This is a genomic window from Pseudomonas entomophila (genome assembly GCF_029478665.1).
GTDB lineage: Bacteria > Pseudomonadota > Gammaproteobacteria > Pseudomonadales > Pseudomonadaceae > Aquipseudomonas > Aquipseudomonas entomophila_F.
The window spans coordinates 1-21,132 of the sequence record NZ_JARPQB010000029.1; the positions used below are offsets into that span (position 1 = coordinate 1).

Sequence of the window (21,132 nt, forward strand, 5' to 3'; positions counted from 1 at the left end):
CGCCGCCGATACACGATCAAACACCTTCTTTGAGCAACAAAAAACCCGCCAAAGCGGGTTTTCTGCCGGGTCAATGACCGCTACGCAACATCTCCTTCGGCACATACTTGCCAATCTCGTACTTGCCGATTGCGGCCCGGTGCACTTCATCCGGCCCATCGGCCAAACGCAGGGTCCGCTGCATCGCGTACATGTAGGCCAACGGGAAATCGCCGCTCACCCCTGCCCCGCCATGTATCTGGATGGCCCGGTCGATCACCTTCAGCGCGACATTCGGTGCCACCACCTTGATCTGCGCGATCTCGCTGCGCGCCACCTTGTTGCCGACGGTGTCCATCATGTACGCGGCCTTGAGGGTCAACAGTCGCGCCATGTCGATCTCCATGCGCGAGTCGGCGATCTTGTCGATGTTGCCGCCCAGGCGTGCCAGCGGCCGGCCAAAGGCGGTGCGCTCGACCGAGCGCTTGCACATCAGCTCCAGGGCACGCTCGGCCATGCCGATCGAGCGCATGCAATGGTGGATGCGGCCTGGGCCGAGGCGCCCCTGGGCAATCTCGAAACCGCGGCCTTCGCCGAGGAGCACGTTTTCATAAGGCACGCGCACGTTCTCGAACAGCACCTCGGCATGGCCATGGGGCGCGTCGTCGTAGCCGAACACCGGCAACGGGCGGACGATCTTCACCCCCAGCGCGTCGGTGGGCACCAGGATCATCGAGTGCTGCTGGTGGCGCGGGCCGTCCGGGTTGGACAGGCCCATGAAGATCATCACCTTGCAGCGCGGGTCGCAGGCGCCGGAGGTCCACCACTTGCGGCCGTTGATCACCCATTGGTCACCGTCGCGCACCGCGGTGGCGGCCATGTTGGTGGCGTCCGAGGAGGCCACGTCCGGCTCGGTCATGGCGAACGCCGAGCGGATCTCGCCGCGCAGCAGCGGCTCGAGCCACTGGCGCTTCTGCGCCTCGCTGCCGTAGCGCACCAGCACTTCCATGTTGCCGGTGTCCGGCGCCGAGCAGTTGAACGGCTCCGGGCCCAGCAGCGAGCGGCCCATGATCTCGGCCAGCGGCGCGTACTCGAGGTTGGTCAGCCCCGCGCCATACTCCGACTCCGGCAGGAACAGGTTCCACAGGCCTTCGGCGCGGGCCTTGGCCTTGAGCGCCTCCATGATCGCGGTGGGCTGCCAGCGGTCGCCCTCGGCGACCTGGCGCTCGAACACCGGCTCGGCCGGGTAGACGTATGCATCCATGAAAGCGCTGACGCGTTCGCGCAGTGCCTGGACCTTGGGCGAATAGGCGAAATCCATCGGGGGCTACCTTCCGTCAATGAAGAACATGGGCCTGAGCCTAGAACAGCAGCCCGTCATCCACCTAGTCTATTTTCTACGTGTATAAACATTCATAACCGATATATGATCGGCCGATAACTCCAACAAAGAGCGGCGCCCATGAACCTCAGCAAGGTCGACCTCAACCTGTTCATCGTCTTCGACGCCATCTACACCGAAGCCAACCTGACCCGCGCCGGGCAGATCGTCGGCATCACCCAGCCGGCGGTGTCCAACGCCCTGTCGCGCTTGCGCGAGACCTTCAATGACCCGCTGTTCGTGCGCACCGCCCAAGGCATGGTGCCCACGCCCATGGCGCAGAACATCATCGGCCCAGTGCGCAACGCGCTGACGCTATTGCGCACTTCTGTGCAGGAAAGCCGCATCTTCACCCCGCTGCAGGCCAGCAAGACCTTCCGCATCAGCATGACCGACCTCACCGAGGCGGTGATCCTGCCGCCGTTGTTCCAGCGCCTGCGCCGACTGGCGCCCGCGCTGGTGATCGAGAGCTTTTTATGCAAGCGCCGCGAGACCACCAAGGAGCTGGCCGCCGGGCGCCTGGACTTCGCCGTCGACGCGCCGCTGAACACCGACCCGCAGGTGCGCCACGTCAAGCTCATGCAGGACCGCTACGTCTGCGCCATGCGCCCGGGCCACCCGCTGGCCGAGCACAAGCTGACCCTCGACGCCTACCTGGGTATGACCCACATCCATATCTCCAGCCGCCGCAACGGCCTGGGCTATGTCGACCTGGCCCTGGGCAAGATGGGCGTGCAGCGCCGCGTCGCCCTGCGTTCGCAGCACTACCTGATGGCCTCGCAGGTGCTGCAGCAAACCGACATGGTGATGACCGTGCCCGAACGCTTCGCCCGCCGCCACCAGTTGCGCCACCAGCCGCTGCCGGTGGAGGTGCCGCCCCTGGAAACCCATCTCTACTGGCATGAAAGCACCGACCAGGATCCTGCCAACCGCTGGATGCGCGAGCAGATCATCGAGTTGTGCGAGCGGGTGGCGGTGCAGGACGAGCAGGCGCTGGAAAGTGCCTGAGCATCGCATGATGGCGAACAGCCGCTAGCACACCCGTGCTATCGGCCAGCGTCTGGCCCCGTGCTACCGTCGACGACGTTCTCCCTCACGTGACATCAGGCCCGGGGCCCTTCTGCCCGGGCCCTGCAAAGGACCCTGCCAACATGAAGACAACCCTCGCCACCCTCACCCTCGCCGCACTGGTCCTCGCCGGCTGCGCCACCCCCAAGCAATGGGAAGCTACCGGCGGCAGCAAGAACGACGGCCTGGTGCAGGTCTCCTACGAACAGGGCCAGTTCGAGAGCGGCCAGAGCGATGCGGCCCAGGGGCTGCAGGTCGCCACCGCGCGCTGCAAGACCTGGGGCTACCGAAACGCGGAAATCACCGGCAGCGAAAAGAGCCTCTGCCGCACCATGGGCCAGTTCAACTGCCTGCAAACCACGGTCACCCAGGACTACCTCTGCCAGAAATGACCCTTTCCCCATCGCGGGGGCCTGCTGCATGGGCTCCCGCACTTTGCCCCGCTTGCATTGCCATGGCCTTTCGGTAACCCTTGCGCCGCCCTGAAACGGGCTTCTCGGATTCACGGCACAAGGAATGGAACATGGGGCTCCTACCTGTACCTGATCGCCGCCCATCGCACCGGCGAAGCGCGGATGGTGGTGCGCTTCGATGCCTGGATCACCACGCCGGCCGGGGTCTCTGATGCCCAGCGAAGCGCCAGAGAAAAAAATCCTACGAAAATGACGAGTTCAGAAAGATTGATCTCCAAATACGTAGGCGATGGTCAAAATGAAAAAACCTTCCTCATGGCATACGCGTAGGATTTCACCCATGGTCGCCGACGGTCGGCGCCCCTGTACGGACACGCGTGATCATGCCCACCGCACCTTTGTATTTCGACTATGCCGCCACCACCCCGGTCGACGACCGGGTCATCGAAGCCATGATGGCCTGCCTGGGTCGCGAAGCCAATTTCGGCAACCCGGCCTCCAGCGGCCATGCCCATGGCAAGGCCGCCCGCGAGGCCGTCGAGCAGGCCCGCAGCCAGGTAGCCGAACAGGTGGCTGCGCAGCCCGACGAACTGGTGTGGACCTCCGGCGCCACCGAGTCCAACAACCTCGCCCTCAAGGGCATCGCCCAGGGTCTTGAGCAACCCGGCCACCTGATCACCAGCCAGCTCGAACATAAGGCAGTGCTCGACACCGCCGCCGAACTGGAACGCCTGGGCTGGGCAGTCACTCGCCTGGCGCCGGACGCCCAGGGCCTGATCCAGCCAGCGGCCGTGCAGGCTGCGCTGCGCCCGGACACCCGCCTGGTGTCGTTGATGGCGGTGAACAATGAACTGGGCACGGTCACCGATTTCGCCAGCATCGGCGCGTTGGTGCGCGAACACGGCGCGCTGCTGCATGTAGATGCCGCCCAGGCCGTCGGCAAGGTACTGATCGACCTCGCCCGGCAGCCGGTGGACCTGATGTCGTTCTCGGCGCACAAGGCCTATGGCCCCAAGGGCATCGGCGCCCTGTACGTCGGCCCCCGCGCCCGCCCGGTGCTGCGCGCGCAGATGCACGGCGGCGGCCATGAGCGCGGGCTGCGCTCCGGCACCCTGGCCACCCACCAGATCGTCGGCATGGGCAGCGCCTTTGCCCTGGCCGGCCAGCCGGGTGACAGCGAGCACGCACGTATCCAGCGCTTGAGCGACCGGCTGCGCGATGGCTTGCTGGGCTTGCCGGGCGTGCGCCTCAATGGCTGCCCGACACAACGCATCGCCCATACCCTGAACCTGTGCATCGAGGCCAAGGGGTTCAACAGCAACGCGCTGGCGGGAGAGCTGGCGCTGTCGACCACATCGGCGTGCAACTCCGCCGCCAACAGCGCCTCCCATGTGCTGCTGGCCCTGGGGCTCAGCGAAGCGCAGGCGCGCAACAGCGTGCGGCTGAGCATCGGGCGCTATACCACGGAACAGGACGTGGACACGGCGATCGACGTGTTTGCTCGCGTGATTGCAGCGGGTTCGGTTGCCTTGTGGTAGCTCACCCGTTGCCCTGATGTGACCTCTGTAGGAGCGGCTTCAGCCGCGATCACCCGCCCAGCGGGTGCCAGGCACCGCGTTGCCTGCATCGCGGCTGAAGCCGCTCCTACAAGGGCATCTCAGAACCGGATTATCGGGCCCTCGATGTCGTTGGGCGGCGGAACGTCCGGCTTCGGATACACCGGCGGCATCACCGGCATGATGGTCGCGTCGGTGCCGCCAGCGACCTGTTCCAATTCCTCGTGATCAAGCACACGCAGCGTGCGCGAATCTTCAATCGACATGGGTATCGCTCCTTTGCTGAGTCAGTAACCGGCGCGCGAACCGAACAGTTCTTCGGGCCATTCGGGGAACTGCGGCGGCGGGTCGCCCGGGCGCTGGCCGCCTCCGGCCACCGCTTCGATCTGCGCTTCATCCAGCTCCTGCAGCGCTTGTTCAACCTCGATCATCGTTGACGCTCCTTGTTGGGAAAGCGTGTCGATTATCGGCCGGTTGCCGCGGCTTGACCCTAGGGCTGGTGTACTAGCTGCACATTGCCACCAGCCCACCCTCACTGCCCGGACAGAAAACTCACCAACCGCCGCCCGTGCGAGCTCAGCGCCTCCCAGCCACGGAAGCAGATGCGCAGTTCCAGGGTCGCCCAACGCTCCTCCAGTGCCACCGGACACACCGCCAGTTCCTGTTGAGCGCGCAGCGCCGCGGTTTCCGGCAGCATGGCGATGCCCGCATGCTGGGCCACCAACTGCGCGATGGCTTCGAAGCTCGGCGCGCGCACCCGCACTTTCAGCGGCATGGCCAGGTTCATCGCCAGCTCTTCGACGAAGCGCTGCATGGCCCGCTCGGGCGGCAGGCAGACGAAGGGATAACCCAGGGCATCACCGAGGCGCAATTGGCCACGGCCGGCCAAGGGGTGATCGACGGGCACCAGCAACACCAGGCGCTCGGTGCGAAACGGCAGCGAGACCACGCCATCGTTGACCAGGTTGCCGTCGTACACGCCGATCTCGCACTCCCCGCCCAGCACCACCCGCAGCACATCGATGCTCTTGTGCTCGACCAGTTGCAGGTCGACCTCCGGATAATCCGCCAGGAACGGCCCCAGCACCGCTGGCAACAACGTGCTGTTGGTCACGGTCGAGGCTGCCACATGCAAGGTGATGCGCCGAAGGCCTGCCAGTTCGCGCATCGTGTCCTGCAGTTTCTGCGCCTCGCCCAGCACCCCGCGCGCCGCTTCCAGCACCAGCCGACCGGCCGGGGTGAGCTGCATGCCATCGGCCTTGCGGATGAACAGGGTCAAGCCGCTGCGCTCCTCGAACAGGCGCAGGCGGGTGCTGGCCGCCGACACCGCCACCGGGAAGGTCGCCGCGGCCTTGCTCAGGCTGCCGCTGCTGGCGATGGCGGCGATCAGGCGCAAGTCGGTCAGGTCAAAGTGCATGGGCTTCTCCAAATCAGAACGCCATCTTCGAGAAAAAGCGATTCTAGCGCGACGACCTTCTATCCAGAATAAGCCACGACCTCACCCTATCGGATTCGCCATGACCCGCCTGCCCGCCCCGCTCCAACGCGCCCTCGCCAACGGCAGCCTCTATGCCGTGCTCGCGGCACTGGGTTTCAGCTTCAAGGCCATCTTCGTCAAGCTCGCCTATGCCGCCGGGCCCGTGGACGCCATCAGCCTGCTGGCCTTGCGCATGGCCCTGTCGTTGCCGCTGTTCGCCTGGCTGGTGTGGTCCAGCCGCGGCCAGGGCGATGCGCCGCTGACCCTGGGCGATGGCCTGCGCGTGGCCCTGCTCGGGCTGTTCGGCTACTACCTGGCGAGCCTGTTCGACTTCTATGGATTGCAGTACATCAGCGCCGGCCTGGAGCGGCTGATCCTGTTCACCTATCCAACCCTGGTGCTGCTGATCCAGGCCGTCGCCCAACGCGAACGCCCCACCCCGCGCACGCTGGCGGCCATGGGCCTGTGCTATCTGGGGCTGGGCATCGCCTTTGTCCACGACATCGGCAGCGCCGGTATCGGCAGCCAGGTGATCCTCGGTTCGCTGTGGGTGTTTGCCAGTGCGGTGACCTACGCGCTGTACTACTCGGGCACCGGGGCGATGCTCAAGCGCATGGGCTCGATGCGCCTCGCCGGATTGTGCGGCACGGCGTCGTCGCTGATGGTGCTAGCCCATTACCTGCTGGTGGCCGATGTCGCGCCATTGCTGCAACTGCCGAGTGCGGTGTGGTTGTACGCGGCATTGATGGCGCTGTTCTCCACGGTGCTGCCGATCTACTGGGTGGCCCTGGCGATCCAACGCCTGGGGCCGACCCACACGGCCGCGGTGGGCAACCTGGGGCCGGTGCTGACGGTGCTGGCGTCGTGGGCGATCCTCAACGAGGAGATTTCGCTGTACCAGGTGGCCGGGTTGGCGCTGGTGCTGTTCGGGGTGTCGCGGTTGAAGCCGGCGAAGAAACAACAGGCGCCCAAGCCAGCCCACGGTGCCACGGCCTAGAATCGCCATCGCACGTTCGCAGGTGAACTTCCAGGGACACGCGCTTTTCTGTAGGAGCCGGCTTTGCCGGCGAACACCGGCAAAGCCGGTGCCATCCCCGGCCTCGCGATGCAGGCATCGCAGTGGATGGCACCCGCTTTGCGGGTGATCGCGGCTGAAGCCGCTCCTACCGTCGCCCCAACAGCGAGAACGTGTTCAACGCAAAACCGACTCATCTGCCACCGGAAAATCAGCGGGTACCGACAATGACGCCCTGCCCGCGCAACGCCTCCAGCAGCATCAGGCCTTGGCGCTGCACCTCTTCATTGCCCAGTGCCCGCAAGCGTTCACGCCCGGTGCCCGGCAACCCCATCAGCAGTTGCCAGGCCATCGGCGCCACGCGGGCGAAGCGCACCTGCAGCCCCGCATCGCGATAGACCAGCAACAAGGTCGGCGCCTCGGGCGGCTCGGCCGGCTGGTACTCCGACCCGATGCGCTCGACCGGCCAGCGATAAGCCAACACCCGCGCCACGCACGACAGCAGCGGCTCGCCTGCAAGCAGGTCCCCCGACGGATCATGGGGCGGATCCTCGGCATCACTCAGGTACAACTGCGCCTCGATCCATTCGTAATGCGCCAGCTCCAGCTGCCAGGGCACATCGAGTTCGATGCCCTGCAGATAGTCGATGAACGCCTCGGCAACTTCGCTGAACAGCGGTGTCTGGCTGCGGTAATGCGCGTAGAAGTCCTGCACCCTGGCCTGCCAGCGTGGCTCGCCCAGGGCACTGCGCAACACCGGGAAACTACCGGCCAGCAAGCCTTCGACGGTGCCGAAGAACAGTTCGCGATAGACCGCCAGGCGTCGCGCCTCGATGCCCGGCGGTGGTGGGTTGGCCGCCGGGTCACGCAAGTGCCGGGCCAGGGTGAATTGTTGCGCGCGCAAGGTATCAGCCATGGCGTGGCCCTCCATGACGCTGTTGCAGGCTGCGAATACGGGCGGTTTCCGCCAGCAGCTCGGCCAGCGGCGGGTAGTTGAAATCGCGCTCGAGCACGGTCGGCTGAGCACCGAAGCGCTGGCAGGCCTGGGCGAACAACGCCCAGACATCCTCCTTGACCGGCGCGCCATGGGTATCGACCTTGAGGTCGGGCGCTTCGTCGTAATGGCCGGCCACATGCATGCCCACCACCCGCTCGCGGCAGATGCCCTCGAGGAAGGCCTGTGCCTCGTAGCGATGGTTGCAGGCATTGACGAAGACATTGTTGACGTCCAGCAGCAGGTCGCAGTCGGCCTCTTCGAGCACCGCGCGGACAAAGTCCAGCTCGCTCATGGCCTGGTACGGAGCGGCGTAGTAGCTGATGTTCTCCACCGCGATGCGCCGCCCCAGCAAGTCCTGGGCCTGGCGAATCCGTGCGGCCACATGATGGACAGCTTCCTCGGTGAACGGGATCGGCAGCAGGTCGTAGAGGTGGCCGTCGTCACTGCAATAACTCAGGTGCTCGCTGTACAGGCGCACCTGGTGTCGGTCGAGGAAGCGCCGGGTGAGCCCGAGAAACGCCTCGTCCAGCGGCGCGGTGCCGCCCAGCGACAAGGATAAGCCGTGACAGGCAATGGGGAAGCGCTCGGCCAGGCACTCCAGCTTCTGGCCGAAGGCACCGCCGACGCCAATCCAGTTTTCCGGGGCGCACTCCAGGAAGTCCACCTCGCCCGCCGCCATGTCCAGCAGTTCGGGCAGCAGGCCACGGCGCAAGCCGAGCCCGGTATGCAATGGGGAATCGATCATGATGGAAGGGTTCCAGGCAGGCTACAGGCCGACCGTGGAGCACATCGGCGCCACGGTCGGGTACAGGTCAGGAATTGCCGGTCAGGTGGCTGAACAACCCGTCGGGCATCGCCTTGCCATTGGCCTTGTAGATCGCCGCCAGGTGATCGGCGGCTTCCTGTTCGGAGATGAAGCCGTCGTGGTTGCTGTCGATCTTGTCGAAATCGCCGGCACGATCCTTGGCCACCACGAGGAACTCCTCGCGCGAGACCTTGCCGTCGTGGTTGGTGTCGGTGCGTGAGAACGAGGCGTCGCCGCACTTGCCTTCGCCGCATTTGCCCTCGGTACCGGCCTTGGCGCTGGCGCCACATTTGCCCTCGCCGCACTTGCCCTCGGTGCTGGCCTTGGCGCTGGCGCCGCATTTGCCTTCACCACATTTGCCCTCGCCAGGCGTCTTGGTGGCAGCCAGCTGGTAGCCTTGGGACAGCGGTTCGACCGCGAAGGCGGTGTTGCCCAGGACCATGCCGCCGATCAAGGTGGCGCCGAGCAGGCCAAGCGTATTACGGGTGGTTTTCATGATGTCGCTCCACGTGTGGTTGAAAAGTGGAGCCATTGGGCCTGGGCGGTGTGTCACGGGTGTATCGCACGGGAGCGGGTTTTGTATGAAAACAACGCGGGATGCGGGGTAGATACAGTGCGATACAAAGCCTGGACGTGGGAGCCGGTGTTCGCCGGCAAGCCGGCTCCTACGGTTTCAGCGTGATGGGGCGTGCAGGTGATCAGTCGTCGAGCGGTTTGGGCGGCGCCGCGGGCTTGGCCGGTTTGGCCGGTTTGCCGGGTTTGCTCTCCTTGGGGGCAGGCTCCGCAACGCTGGCCACCGGCTCCGGCGCGGTGACCGTCTTCTCGCTGGCGGGCAGCTCATCGACCGCCTTGAAGATCACCTGCGGGTCGATCTTTTCGCCACTGTCATCGTCCTTGAGGATGTGCCGCTCGCCATCCTTGCCCACCAGGATCACCTTGGTGCCCTTGCTGGCACCCAGCTTGAGTTCGCGGATCAGGGCCATGGTGGCCTGCTGCTCGAGGTTCTTGTCCTCGCGCTTGCCCATCATGTTGGCGACGCTGTACAGCACCAGGTTGCGTTCAGTGAAGCCCGCCTTGGTGGCCGGGTCTTCCAGGGCCTGGTTCAGGCCGCGCAGGGTCGGGTCGGCGGTACTCGGGGCGATGATGACCAATGGCCTGGCCTTGCCCAGCTCCTTGGCCAGCGGTGCGTCACTGTCCGCGGCCAACAGCGGCCCGGCGATGGCGATCAGGGTGGCGAAGGTCAATGACCGAACGAGCATGCGCATCTCCTTGTTCTCTCGATAACACCAAAGACTGCGGATCAGGGAGAAAGATCCGACGCGGGAGCCTAAACCACCTGACCAAACAGCTGGTCAGGCGAAAGGTAACTGACCATTACCGGACCGCCTCTGGCCGGCCGCCGCCTTCCCATGAATCCGCCAGCGGCTGACCTGAGCATAGTCCAAGGCCAACCCGCATGAAGTGCGTCATTGCAGGCCGACCCGCCAGGTATGTGCACTTCTGGCCAACGCTTCGCGGGTCAACGCCAGCAAGGTATCGTGCTCACGCTGGCGGATCCGCGCCTGCAGGCGGTCGATGGCCTCGTCGGGTGCATTCCGGGCGAGCAGATCGTCGAGTTGGTCATGGTCGGACTGCGGCACGCGCAACCGCTCGGCGAAGGTGCTCTCGAGATATTGGCGCCAGAACCGCAGTTCCACCATCCAGGCGCTGATGGCTTCCTCGGTCTGCGCGGTAACGATCCAGTTGCGCGCCCTGACGGTATCCGCGCGCCCGATGTTGGCCACGCGTCGGTGGAGCATGCCATCGAACTCTACCGGCAGATCCAGTTCGCCCTGCAGGTCGATCCGGTAGGCCAGCGCCACCTCGAGCGACTCCACGCCTGCGGTCGGCATGATCTCGGCGTGCGCCCAGGCCAGTTCGTCGAGCCTCTGCAAGCGCCACAGTTGCCCCCCGAGGTGCAGCAGCACCTGCTCTCGCTGCCCTGGCAGTTTGCCCTGCTCGGCCCGCCAGACCCTCACCCGCACCTCCAGGTCACTGAAGCGGAAGGTGGCACTGTCCTCGCAGCGGGTCACCACCGAGTTGTCGAACAGTTCCTGCTTCAATTCTGTGTTTTCCCGCATGAGCTGCATCATTCGCAACAAGCGGGCAGCCAGGTAGCGCGCACTGAACTCGCCGCGAAAATCGGCCGACGTCGTGAGCTCACCCAGCAGATGAAAGAAATGCTCGGAATCGGCCTCGCCTTCCAGAAGGTCCCAGACCGCCGCCATTTCATCGCGCAGTTCGGTGTCCACCAGGTCGAGCCAGCGCAGTTGCATCGGTACCTGGCTGCCCGCCACGGCATTCCATGCAATCACAGCCTGGTCCGGTGCCGCCAGCAAATTGCCGAACAGGTGCACCCTGCCCGCGCGCCACAGGCGGGACTGATGGAAGCCCTCGGGCAACATATTGATGCTGTTGTCGCTGAGGTCCAGGGTGTGCAGCCGCGGCGCCTCCATCACGCCATAGGGCATGTCGGCGATCTCCGTGCGACTCAGCAGCAGAGCGTTGAGCCTCGGCATGCCAAGCACCGAGAACGGCCTGCGCAGCGGATTGCGCGAGAGATTCAGGTAGATCAGCGATCTGCAGCCGGCCAGGATCAGCGCCTGGCCGGCATCCAGGGTGATCCGGTTGCTCGACAGGTCGAGTACTTCCAGGCGCTCGCTCAACGCCAGCGACAAAGGCAGACGTTGCAAATTGCAGCCAGTGATTTCCAAGGTATGCAGGTTGGGGAACGCGCGCAGGAAATCGTCCGGTATCGACCTGAGCCTCATCACCCGCAACGCCAGGCTCGACACATGGGGAAAGCTGAGCTGCACCGGAATGCTTGGCAGTTGCTTCAGGCGGCTACCGGTCTGGGTCAAAAGGTAGCCTCCCATCACGGGCGTATCACCGCCCAGCTCAGGGACCAGGAAGCGCCAGCAATCCATGAGCCCCTGCATAAATTCGCCGCGCGCCTCCCATTCACTGGTGGCGAAGGCCTTGCGCCGCCAGGCGCTCAGGGTCTTGGCCAGCAGTGCGTGCTGCTCCTCCAGCACGCCCAGCTGCGCGTCGGCATCCCGCCCTTCCTGCTGCAGCTGCTCGAGCCACTGCTGGATTTGCGCATCGCTGAAGGCTGGGTACAGGTCCCGCAACCTTGCCGCCAGCGCCCTGGGCCTATTGCTGGCCAGGCCGAACCATCGACGCCAGCCACTGAGCGGGTAGCCGGTGCGACCGCCATCAAGGCGCTGCGGGGCCAGGAATGAAGTGGGCGGACGGTCCAGGCCCAGGGCCTCTACGACGATCTGGCGCTGCCCCAGGGCCTGACGCGCCAGTGCGCCGCGCAACAACGAGGCAAACGGCTCACCGATACCCAGCATGTCCCGTTGCTCGGTGGAGAACCCCCGGCCCATGACGGTGAACAGCTCACCTGGCGCGCCAATGGCGCCACCGTTCCGGTCCCGCAGCTGGAACACACCCTCGCGATGGACCAGCTGCAGTTCGCGCCCCGTACCGCCGGTCGTCAGCAGTGGTTCGCCGGCGTCTGCGTCGAACAGCTGCCAGCGCGGCGACGTTGCAGCACCTGGCATTTTCTCCAGCAGCCTCAGGACGACTCGCACCAGGTCGAGACTTTGTGGTGTATCGAGGGTCAATGCTTCCAGTGCCCTGGCGGCACGAATGCGCCGGGTCCGGGTACTGGCCGCCTGGGCCATGGCCAAGGGGACTTTGCGGTTGTCCAGCAGGCTTTGCCGATCCTCGTCGCTGGCCTCACGCAGCAGTGCCTGGGCGGCGAGGCGATGCAAGCTGGCAAAGTCGCGCTGCAGCAGCTGCGTGGCATCGGTGGTGGGGAACTGTTCGTCGTACAGCTGCTGCAAGAGGCTGCGCCGTTGGGCCCACAGGTGTTCGGCCAGCGCCTGGTCGTTCATCTGCTCGGCGCCCGACAGCCCCCTCGCCTTGGCATACAAGGGTGCGTCGTCGATCATCGCCCCTGCACGCAGTTGGCCGATCAACGCCGCGATGCGATCGGCCAGCACGATTCGGCTGACCGTATCGACCAACTCGGCTTGAGGTGCCTGGCCATAGACATGCAACCTTCGCAAGTCACTCGCCTCCAGGCCGTGGATAGCCAGGGCCTGGTCGATCCGTGCGTCGTCCAGGCTGTCGAATGCTCCACCCAGCCGGCGGAACATCACATGGCTATCCTCCCACTCGGAGGGCTGCTCGCTCCAGACACGCCAGGCGCCGGCACCGTTGTGGCGCAACAGAGGGCCATGCCCCTGCAGCGGGCGCAGTTGCCATTGCTCGTCCGAGGCGCGCTGAATCACCGGGTAATAGTGGCCCAGCAACCTGATCCAGTGCTGATCGCCCAATCGGTAGATCCCTTGATCGTCCGCTGTGGCCTCGGACCCAGGCGCCTCGCTGCAAAACGGTACGAGGTCGCCGCTCCATAGTTTTTCGCTACCGTCCTCCATACGCGCCGGAACCAGTTCGTCCACCACATTCCAGGCCCGGCGCACCGCCAACACGCCGGCAACCGTCACGCCGGTCACGACCACGGTCTTGCCGATGCTCAACACATGATCCAGCGCCGCCCTGGTATCGCCTTCCCGCCAGTCCTCGACGGCATGGAAGGTTTCCTTCAGCAGGTCCCAGGCCATCACCGCCAGCAAAGCGACGCCGATCTGCGGCACGAACAGCCCTGCCAGGCCCAGCAGGGTCCAGCCTTCGGCAGCCAGGCGCTTGTCGTGTGCCACTTGCAGCGCACGGTCGAGCTGCGCCACGGGCGGCGCGATCATCGCCGCATCGTCCTTTATTCGCGCGATGTGCGCATCGGCCAGGTGCTCGAACAAGGCAGCCGGGTATGCGCGCATGCGTTCATCCAGATCGCGGGTGGCCCAGACGGCCACATCGCCCAGGCGTTCCTCGACCTTGGTGAAGAATTGCTGGCTGTCACGGCGGCGCACGAAGCGTCGGAAGAAGCGCTGGTACTCGACATTGCGCAGACGCATGCCCAGCACACGCCTGGCAAAATCCTCCAGATCGTCGCGGGCGCTCCAGGGGCCCTGTGGGTCGCCTGGAATGTAGACCAGCACGCGCCGGCTGGTATCGAACAACCAGCCCTTGTCGACCACATCCAATACGACGATCTGCTGCAAGTCGCAGCCAAATGCCTGCAATTGCCTGGCAATGACTGGCGCCCCTTCCAGCGTGCCTGGCTGGCCATCGCGATACAGGCCGATCACCAGCGCCAGCTCGGCCTCGGTCAGCACACCATCGACCTTTGCCTTGCAGGCATCGATCACCAGGTTGGCCTGGTACAGTTGGGTGAGCAGCGCCTTGATGCCCTGCCCGTTCGCCGCCTGACCTGCGCCTGCATCCAGCACGCCAGCCAGGTGTTCCTGGTAGCGCCTGCCCAAGTCCAATTCACGGCACATCGCGGCAAAGCCCTGTGCGCCGGGGTGCGCCAGCGCGGTGCCGGCAGCATCGACCACGGCATTGCGCCGGGGCTGTCCGTTGGAGCCGGCTTCCTGCACGGTGAAATTACACAATGCCGCCTCCAGCAGCGGCGTTTCGTAGTCGTCGGTGCCCTGCAAGGGATAACGCCCAGCGACCTGGCCACCTTCATTGGCCCAGTAAAAGTACTGCTGGCGAAAGAATAACGTGTCGACCGCCTGATCGACCTTGTAGCGCTCGGCCAACGCCTGCTGCAGCAAGGGCCTGGTGAATGCGTCGATTCCCTGAACGGGCGTAAACGCTGCATCCAGCCCCTGCTGGCAGGCCAGGCTGGTCTTGAGCGCCTCGCTCAGGACGTCGAACTGTACCGGGCTCAATTCACTCATCCATGAGGGTAGGCGGCGGGCGATCAAGCGGTCCTGATACGCCTGTTCGATGGCCAGTGTGTCGACGCTCGTTACCGGTTGCTTGGCAGTGGTGCCCATGTCGTACCTCCAGGTCAGAATGGCGTACGAGGCTACCTGCGGCGTTGGCGCGGCGATGGCTAGCTAATTACCACCTGCCCCGGAAAGCCAGGCTTCACAAAGCCTGGCAGGAGGCGCTTGTCACCTACCTCTCGTCAGTGGCCTCCTCACAATACTGGCAATCTGGCTACCACTAACTACCCTCTGTGCTTGCCTCGGCGTTGGCCGACCCAGGCCGAAAACAAGCGTTGAACCGTTCCGCCCGACAAGACAAAAGGATTGCTCGTAGCGCCTCCGCTCCCCCACCTCTAGAGTCTTCACGTCAAGGAGAGATGTGTGCACTTTGGATCGTCATGCCTTTGCCTGCTGCCTGGTCGTGCATCACGCAATGCCTCACCCCCTGGACGCATCCCAGACTCCCCCTCAGAGCTCAACGCACTCCGGGGCCTCGCCTGCCTACAGCCATCGAAAGCCTTGATCACGGTGCGTTTTCACCAGCGCTCCCTGGCGTTGGATGACAGCTTGATTAACAAAACTTAAACAACGTTGTGACACTTTTTTACAGCTTGTAAGCCGAGGCTCTGCACGTCAGCGAAGCCCAGCACGGCATTGGTCATTACCTGCCCAGATTCGATCATGGAGCTGCTAGATGAAGGTGACGGTTTTCGGTACCGGTTATGTCGGCCTCACCCAGGCGGTGTGCCTGGCCCAGGTGGGGCATTCGGTGATGTGCATGGATGTCGACGCTGAACGGGTCGCCAGCTTGAGCCAGGGGCACTGCCCGATCTTCGAGCCGGGCCTGGCGGCGATGCTGGAGAAGAACCTCGAATGCGGCCGCCTCACGTTCACCACCGATGCCAGGCGGGCCAGCAACCATGCCACGTTGCTGTTCATCGCTGTCGGCACACCGCCGCTCGCCGATGGCAGCGCCGACCTGCGCCATGTGTTCGCGGTGGTCGACAGCATCGTGGCGCACGCCGACGGCTCCAGGATAATTGTCAATAAATCCACTTCACCGGTCGGTACGGTCGACCGCATCAAGGCGCATATCGACCAGCGCGTGGCCGACAATCGCGAATTCCAGGTACTCAGCAACCCGGAATTCCTCAAGGAAGGCTCGGCCGTCGATGACTTCATGCGCCCCGAGCGCATCATCATCGGCGGCGCCGGGCCGGCCGAAGTGGAGCTGCTGCGCGAGCTCTACCTGCCGTTCAGCCGCAACCGTGAAAAGCTCATGGTCATGGACGCGCGCAGCGCCGAGCTGACCAAGTACGCCGCCAACTGCATGCTGGCGACGAAGATCTCCTTCATCAACGAAATCGCCAACCTGGCCGAGCATGTGGGCGCCGATATCGAGATGGTGCGCCGTGGCATCGGCTCGGACCCGCGCATCGGCTACGACTTCATCTACCCCGGCTGTGGCTTTGGCGGCTCGTGCTTCCCCAAGGACCTGCAGGCCCTGCGCAAGTGCGCCGAGGCCGAAGGTTTCGAGCCGCACCTGCTGCGCGCGGTGGAGTCAGTCAACGAACGGCAGAAGAACCGCCTGTTCGACAAGATCGCCCGGCACTACCCCGAGGGTGTGCAAGGCAAGGTCTTCGCGCTCTGGGGCCTGGCCTTCAAGCCCAACACCAATGACATCCGCGAGGCCTCCAGCCGGGTGCTGATCGAAGCCTTGTGGGCCGCGGGCGCGAGAATCCAGGCTCACGACCCCCAGGCCATGGCGGAAATCCAGCGGCACTACGGCGAGCGCGCCGACCTGCGCCTGGTGCACTGCAAGGACGACGCGCTGGAGGGTGCCGACGCCCTGGTGATCGTGACCGAGTGGCAGGACTACCGGGTGCTCAACCTGGACCAGGTGCCGCATCTGCTGGCCGACCGGGTGGTGTTCGACGGTCGCAACCTGTTCGAGCCCGAGCACATGGCCGCCGCGGGCCTCACGTACTACGGCATCGGCCGTGGCCAGGTGCAGCCGCCATGCCCGTACTGATCACCGGCGCCGCCGGCTTCATCGGTTTCCACCTCGCCCGGCGCCTGTGCCAGGAGGGCCTGGAGGTGGTGGGCATCGACAACCTCAACACCTACTACAGCGTCGAGCTCAAGCACGCGCGCCTGAAGCAACTGGCCGAATGGCCGAACTTTCGTTTCGAGTCCCTCGACATCGCCGACCAGGACGCGCTGCTCCGGCTGTTCGCCGCGCACGATTTCACCGAGGTGATCCACCTGGCCGCCCAGGCCGGCGTGCGCTATTCGTTGGACAACCCCAGCGTGTACGGCCAGTCGAACCTGGTGGGGTTTCTCAACATGCTCGAGGCTTGCCGCCAGTACCGGCCCCAGCATCTGGTCTACGCCTCCAGCAGTTCGGTCTACGGCGCCAACGCCAAGCTGCCGTTCTGTGTCGAAGACCCGGTGGAGCAGCCAGTCTCGCTGTATGCCGCTAGCAAGCGCGCCAACGAGCTGATGGCCCACAGTTACGCGCACCTCTACCAGATCCCCATGACCGGCCTGCGCTTCTTCACCGTGTATGGCCCGTGGGGCCGCCCCGACATGGCGCTGTTCAAGTTCACCCAGGCCATCCTCGAAGGCCGGCCGATCGACCTCTACAACCACGGCCAGATGGGGCGGGATTTCACCTACATCGACGACATCGTCGAAAGCATCCGACGCCTGCGCGTCAAGCCGCCCCAGGCCGGTGAAGGGCAACCGCCTTGCCAACTGTTCAACATTGGTCGCGGCGAACCGATCGAGCTGCTGAGCTTCGTCGAATGCCTGGAGGACGCCCTGGGCATCAAGGCACAGCGCAACTACCTGCCGTTCCAGCCGGGTGACGTGCACCAGACCTGGGCCGATGTGTCGTCGCTGGCGCGCTGGATCGATTTCTCCCCGAGCACCTCGCTGGAGCAGGGTGTGCGGGCATTCGTCGGCTGGTACCGGGATTTCTACACCGGTACCCGCCGCGCAACCACAACAACGACACAGGAAGCCTGAATGACCGAACCCCTTGACCTGTCGGTGCTGATACCGGCCAAGAACGAGGTCGACAACCTGCCCTCGCTGCTGGCGGAAATCCGCACTGCACTGGCGAATGAGCGCTATGAAGTGCTGGTGGTCGACGACGGCAGCAGCGACCAGACCCTGGCCATGCTGCAGCAGTTGAAGAACCAGGGTTTCCAGCAGCTGCGCATCCTGCGCCATGAGCGCTCGCTGGGCCAGAGCACGTCGATCTGGCATGCCGCCCAGGCTGCCCGTGGGCGCTGGCTGGCGACTCTGGATGGCGATGGCCAGAACGACCCGGCGGACATCCCCGGCATGCTTGCGCTGGTGCGCGGCAACGACGACGTCAAGCTGGTGGCCGGGCACCGGGTCAACCGCCGCGACACGGCCAGCAAGCGCTGGGCCTCGCGCTTCGCCAACGGCCTGCGCAGCCGCCTGCTGAAAGACGCCACTCCCGACACCGGCTGCGGCCTCAAGCTGATCGAGCGCGCGGCCTTCGTCGGCCTGCCCTACTTCGACCACATGCACCGCTTCATCCCGGCGCTGATCCTGCGCCACAACGGCCGCATGCTGGTACACCCGGTCAACCACCGGCCACGCCACGCGGGGATCTCCAAGTACGGCAACCTCGACCGCGCGCTGGTCGGCATTCTCGACCTGTTCGGGGTCTGGTGGCTGATCCGCCGCACCCGCCTGGACGCCTGCCCACAGGAGCTCGAAGGATGACCCGGGAAACCCTCTGGCTGATCATCGGCTTCGCCGGCCAGGCCGTGTTCACCGGCCGCTTCGTGCTGCAGTGGCTGTACAGCGAGTTCAAGCGCCGCAGCGTGATCCCGGTGGGCTTCTGGTACCTGAGCATGCTCGGTAGCGCGCTGCTGCTGGTCTACGCCATCTACCGCCAGGACCCGGTGTTCATCCTCGGCCAGGCCTTCGGCATCCTGGTCTACCTGCGCAACCTGCAGCTGATCTCCCGTTACAAAGAGCAGAAGGAATAGCCCTTGCCACGTCTCAAGACTCTCGGCGCCGAGCGGCTGGCGCTGGTCGCCCTCGCGTTGTTGCTGATCGGCGCCGGTATCGGCTGGCGCCAGCCGATGAACGTCGATGAAGAACGCTTTCTCGGCGTCGCCCTGGAAATGCTGCAGAACGGCAACTGGTTCATCCCGCACCGGGCCGCTGAAATCTATGGCGACAAGCCGCCGCTGTTCATGTGGACCGTGGCTCTGTTCACAGCCCTGACCGGGTTGCCCAAGGTCGCCCTGTACCTGCCCGGGCTGTTGTCGGCGGCAACCATCACCCTGGTCCTGCACGACCTTGGCCGGCGCCTGTGGAACCGGCGGGTCGGGCGCATTGCCGCGCTGCTGTTCCTGGCCACCTACCAGACCTACAGCATCCTGCGCACCGGGCAGATCGACAGCCTCCTCTGCCTGTGGGTGGCGCTGGGCTTCTACGGCATGGTCCGCCACTTGCTGCTGGGGCCGGCCTGGGGCTGGTTCTACCTGGCCTGCGCGGCCATGGGGCTGGGCATCATCAGCAAAGGCGTGGGCTTTGTCCCGGCGCTGATGCTGCTGCCCTATGCCTGGGCGGTGCGCCGGGGCTGGCGCGGGGTGGTGGCGATGCCCGGCCAGGGCTGGCGCTGGAGCCTGGGGTTCATCTGGCTGCTGGTCGGCTGCGCGGTATGGCTGCTGCCATTGCTGGTGTCGATCGCCCAGGGCGGTGGCGCGGCGGAGCTGGCCTACCTGAAGGAGATCCTCCTGCGCCAGACGGCCAATCGCTATGCCAATGCCTGGGACCACCGCGAGCCCTTCTGGTACTTCTTCGTCAAGGTCATCCCCAAGTACTGGCTGCCCCTGATACTGGGCCTGCCCTGGCTGGTGCCGGCCTGGCGCAAGCAGCTGCAAAAGCGCGACGGGCGTATTCTTCTGCTGCTTGGTTGGGTGGCGCTGGTACTGCTGTTCTTCAGCCTGAGCAGCGGCAAGCGCAAACTCTACATATTCCCGGCGCTGCCGGGCCTGGTGCTGGCCATCGCGCCGCTGGTGCCCTGGCTGTTCCAGCGCTGGTTCCAGCAGCGACCGGGCTGGCGCAAGGTGTTCGTCACGGTCGCGGTGGTGTGGTTCTGCCTGTGGTTCGCCCGAGGTTTCATGGAACCCGTCAAGGAAGGCCGCAACCCCCATGAAACCCTGATGGCCGATGCCGCGCGGGCCACCGGTGGCGCCGAACTGGTGCTGGTCAACTGGCGCGAGGGGCATTGGTTGTTCGCGCGTCAGCCGATCGTCCACTTCGGTTTCAGCGGCAAGGCCGTGGCGGACTCGGCGGTCTACTGGCTGCGCCAGCACCCCAAGGCCTTCGCCCTGGTCCCGGCGGCCGAACTGGGTCGCTGCTTCAGCGCCGACAAGGCGCGCAAGCTTGGCGACACCTCGCGGCATGAATGGTATGTGGTCGGTGCCGACGCCGACAACGGCCAATGCCAGGCCGCGCCACCCGCCCAGGTCTACCACTTCACCTGGGCCGACACGCCCGGGAACCTGCAAGCCGCCAAGGAGGGCGCCAGGCAATGACCACCCAGACTCTATCGACCCAGCGTTGGCGCTGGTGGCAACGTCTCAACCGCTGGTTGCTGATCGGCGGCGTGATCGTCCTGGTCGCCCTGAGCCTGATCGGCATCGAAGCCGCACGCTCGTTCTGGCCGCAACAACTCTACGCCCACCTGAGCAACCGTTGGACCGGCGACACGGCACCCGGGCAGAACATCTGGCTGCCGGCCTACCAGGTGGTGATCGACGCCAAGGTGGTCGAGCAAGGCCTGGACAATCTCTCCGGCATCACCTACGACTACGACCGCGACCGGCTGCTGGCGATCACCAATGGCACGCCCATGGAGATCCTCGAGCTGAGCAAGCAAGGTGACATCCAGGCCCGCTACCCGCTGGTGGGTTTCCAGGACACCGAGGGGCTGGCATATCTAGGCAACGGTCGCCTGGCCATCAGCGACGAATCGTTGCAACGGCTGGATGTGGTTACCCTCCCCGCAACGCCACAACCGATCCAGGCCAGCCAAGCCCAGTGGATCACCCTGGAGATCAACCCGACCCTTCACAACAAGGGCTTCGAAGGCGTGACCTACGACGCCCGCCACGACCGCCTCTACGCCATCAAGGAACGTGGCCCGCGGCAACTGTTCGAAGTCACCGGCATGCTCTCGGCGTTGAACGGCGGGCCCCTGCACCTCACGGTCAGTGACCGGCGCGACTGGGTCAAGCGCAGCATTTTCGCCACCGACCTGTCCGACGGCTATTACGACCCGCGCACCGGCCACCTGCTGGTGCTCAGCGACCAGTCGAAGAACATCACCGAACTGGATGGCGAAGGCCGCTTCGTCAGTATTCGTTCGTTACGTGCCGGCATTGGCGGGCTGCGCAACAACGCGCCACAACCTGAGGGCATGACCATGGACAGCGACGGCAACCTCTACGTGGTCAGCGAGCCGAACCTGTTCTACCTGCTCAAGAAACCTTGAGGG

At 65.1% G+C, this 21,132-nt stretch carries 19 protein-coding genes and 1 pseudogene; 11 read left to right on the top strand and 9 right to left on the bottom strand.

The window, feature by feature from the left end; all coding sequences use genetic code 11:
• Positions 1 to 70 precede the first annotated feature (70 nt).
• Positions 71 to 1,300, bottom strand: a complete 1,230-nt coding sequence (locus P5705_RS16100; protein WP_277461855.1) for an acyl-CoA dehydrogenase — start codon at positions 1,298 to 1,300, stop codon at positions 71 to 73.
• A 141-nt stretch (positions 1,301 to 1,441) separates the two neighbouring features.
• Between P5705_RS16100 and P5705_RS16105 the strand changes: the two genes are divergently transcribed.
• The 4 genes and pseudogenes from P5705_RS16105 (at position 1,442) to P5705_RS16120 (ending at position 4,379) form a co-directional block, all read left to right on the top strand.
• Complete coding sequence (locus tag P5705_RS16105; RefSeq protein WP_277461856.1) at positions 1,442 to 2,368, top strand: LysR family transcriptional regulator; 927 nt, start codon at positions 1,442 to 1,444, stop codon at positions 2,366 to 2,368.
• Positions 2,369 to 2,511: 143 nt separating this feature from the next.
• On the top strand, positions 2,512 to 2,820 hold the full coding sequence (gene yecR, locus P5705_RS16110) for a YecR family lipoprotein (protein WP_277461857.1): 309 nt from the start codon (positions 2,512 to 2,514) through the stop codon (positions 2,818 to 2,820).
• Positions 2,821 to 2,955: 135 nt separating this feature from the next.
• A pseudogene (locus P5705_RS16115) lies at positions 2,956 to 3,045 on the top strand (DUF2269 domain-containing protein); the annotation flags it as partial.
• Positions 3,046 to 3,224: 179 nt separating this feature from the next.
• On the top strand, positions 3,225 to 4,379 hold the full coding sequence (locus tag P5705_RS16120) for a cysteine desulfurase family protein (protein ID WP_277461858.1): 1,155 nt from the start codon (positions 3,225 to 3,227) through the stop codon (positions 4,377 to 4,379).
• A 119-nt stretch (positions 4,380 to 4,498) separates the two neighbouring features.
• Here P5705_RS16120 and P5705_RS16125 read toward each other — a convergent pair whose 3' ends face one another.
• From P5705_RS16125 to P5705_RS16135, 3 genes are all read right to left on the bottom strand, one after another.
• On the bottom strand, positions 4,499 to 4,663 hold the full coding sequence (locus P5705_RS16125; RefSeq protein ID WP_277461859.1) for a hypothetical protein: 165 nt from the start codon (positions 4,661 to 4,663) through the stop codon (positions 4,499 to 4,501).
• 21 nt (positions 4,664 to 4,684) lie between these two features.
• Positions 4,685 to 4,828 carry a hypothetical protein gene (locus tag P5705_RS16130; RefSeq protein ID WP_277461861.1) on the bottom strand — a complete coding sequence of 48 codons (144 nt, stop codon included), beginning with the start codon at positions 4,826 to 4,828 and terminating at the stop codon, positions 4,685 to 4,687.
• Positions 4,829 to 4,929: 101 nt separating this feature from the next.
• Complete coding sequence (locus P5705_RS16135) at positions 4,930 to 5,814, bottom strand: LysR substrate-binding domain-containing protein (protein ID WP_277461863.1); 885 nt, start codon at positions 5,812 to 5,814, stop codon at positions 4,930 to 4,932.
• 100 nt (positions 5,815 to 5,914) lie between these two features.
• Here P5705_RS16135 and P5705_RS16140 point away from each other — a divergent pair, with 100 nt between their 5' ends.
• Positions 5,915 to 6,871 (top strand): DMT family transporter, encoded by a 957-nt coding sequence (locus tag P5705_RS16140; protein WP_277461865.1) that lies wholly within the window; start codon positions 5,915 to 5,917, stop codon positions 6,869 to 6,871.
• A gap of 229 nt (positions 6,872 to 7,100) precedes the next feature.
• Here the strand turns inward: P5705_RS16140 and P5705_RS16145 are convergent, their stop codons facing one another.
• The 5 genes from P5705_RS16145 to P5705_RS16165 form a co-directional block, all read right to left on the bottom strand.
• Complete coding sequence (locus P5705_RS16145) at positions 7,101 to 7,805, bottom strand: HvfC family RiPP maturation protein (protein WP_277461866.1); 705 nt, start codon at positions 7,803 to 7,805, stop codon at positions 7,101 to 7,103.
• On the bottom strand, positions 7,798 to 8,631 hold the full coding sequence (locus tag P5705_RS16150) for an HvfB family MNIO-type RiPP peptide maturase (RefSeq protein ID WP_277461867.1): 834 nt from the start codon (positions 8,629 to 8,631) through the stop codon (positions 7,798 to 7,800). The genes P5705_RS16145 and P5705_RS16150 overlap by 8 nt, the downstream gene beginning before the upstream one ends.
• Before the next feature lie 67 nt (positions 8,632 to 8,698).
• Positions 8,699 to 9,187 (bottom strand): HvfA family oxazolone/thioamide-modified RiPP metallophore, encoded by a 489-nt coding sequence (locus tag P5705_RS16155; RefSeq protein WP_277461868.1) that lies wholly within the window; start codon positions 9,185 to 9,187, stop codon positions 8,699 to 8,701.
• Between the two features lie 202 nt (positions 9,188 to 9,389).
• Entirely contained in the window at positions 9,390 to 9,950 is a 561-nt protein-coding gene (locus P5705_RS16160) for a DUF4174 domain-containing protein (protein ID WP_277461869.1), read from the bottom strand.
• Positions 9,951 to 10,157: 207 nt separating this feature from the next.
• Positions 10,158 to 14,645, bottom strand: a complete 4,488-nt coding sequence (locus tag P5705_RS16165; protein ID WP_277461870.1) for an NEL-type E3 ubiquitin ligase domain-containing protein — start codon at positions 14,643 to 14,645, stop codon at positions 10,158 to 10,160.
• Positions 14,646 to 15,273: 628 nt separating this feature from the next.
• On the opposite strand from P5705_RS16165, the gene P5705_RS16170 reads away from it, so the two are divergent.
• From P5705_RS16170 to P5705_RS16195, 6 genes are read left to right on the top strand one after another with little or no spacing between them, the layout of a single operon-like run.
• Positions 15,274 to 16,611: a UDP-glucose dehydrogenase family protein gene (locus P5705_RS16170; RefSeq protein ID WP_277461872.1), complete on the top strand. Its 1,338-nt coding sequence runs from the start codon at positions 15,274 to 15,276 to the stop codon at positions 16,609 to 16,611.
• The gene (locus tag P5705_RS16175) at positions 16,599 to 17,609 is read left to right on the top strand and encodes an NAD-dependent epimerase (RefSeq protein WP_277461873.1); all 1,011 of its coding nucleotides are present in this window, start codon (positions 16,599 to 16,601) and stop codon (positions 17,607 to 17,609) included. The genes P5705_RS16170 and P5705_RS16175 overlap by 13 nt, the downstream gene beginning before the upstream one ends.
• The gene (locus P5705_RS16180; RefSeq protein WP_277461874.1) at positions 17,610 to 18,341 is read left to right on the top strand and encodes a glycosyltransferase family 2 protein; all 732 of its coding nucleotides are present in this window, start codon (positions 17,610 to 17,612) and stop codon (positions 18,339 to 18,341) included. It begins immediately after the preceding gene.
• Positions 18,338 to 18,610, top strand: a complete 273-nt coding sequence (locus tag P5705_RS16185) for a lipid-A-disaccharide synthase N-terminal domain-containing protein (RefSeq protein ID WP_277461875.1) — start codon at positions 18,338 to 18,340, stop codon at positions 18,608 to 18,610. Before P5705_RS16180 ends, P5705_RS16185 begins: the two co-directional genes overlap by 4 nt.
• Positions 18,611 to 18,613: 3 nt before the next feature.
• Positions 18,614 to 20,170 carry an ArnT family glycosyltransferase gene (locus tag P5705_RS16190; RefSeq protein ID WP_277461876.1) on the top strand — a complete coding sequence of 519 codons (1,557 nt, stop codon included), beginning with the start codon at positions 18,614 to 18,616 and terminating at the stop codon, positions 20,168 to 20,170.
• Entirely contained in the window at positions 20,167 to 21,129 is a 963-nt protein-coding gene (locus P5705_RS16195) for an SdiA-regulated domain-containing protein (RefSeq protein ID WP_277461877.1), read from the top strand. The genes P5705_RS16190 and P5705_RS16195 overlap by 4 nt, the downstream gene beginning before the upstream one ends.
• The last annotated feature ends 3 nt before the right edge of the window (positions 21,130 to 21,132 follow it).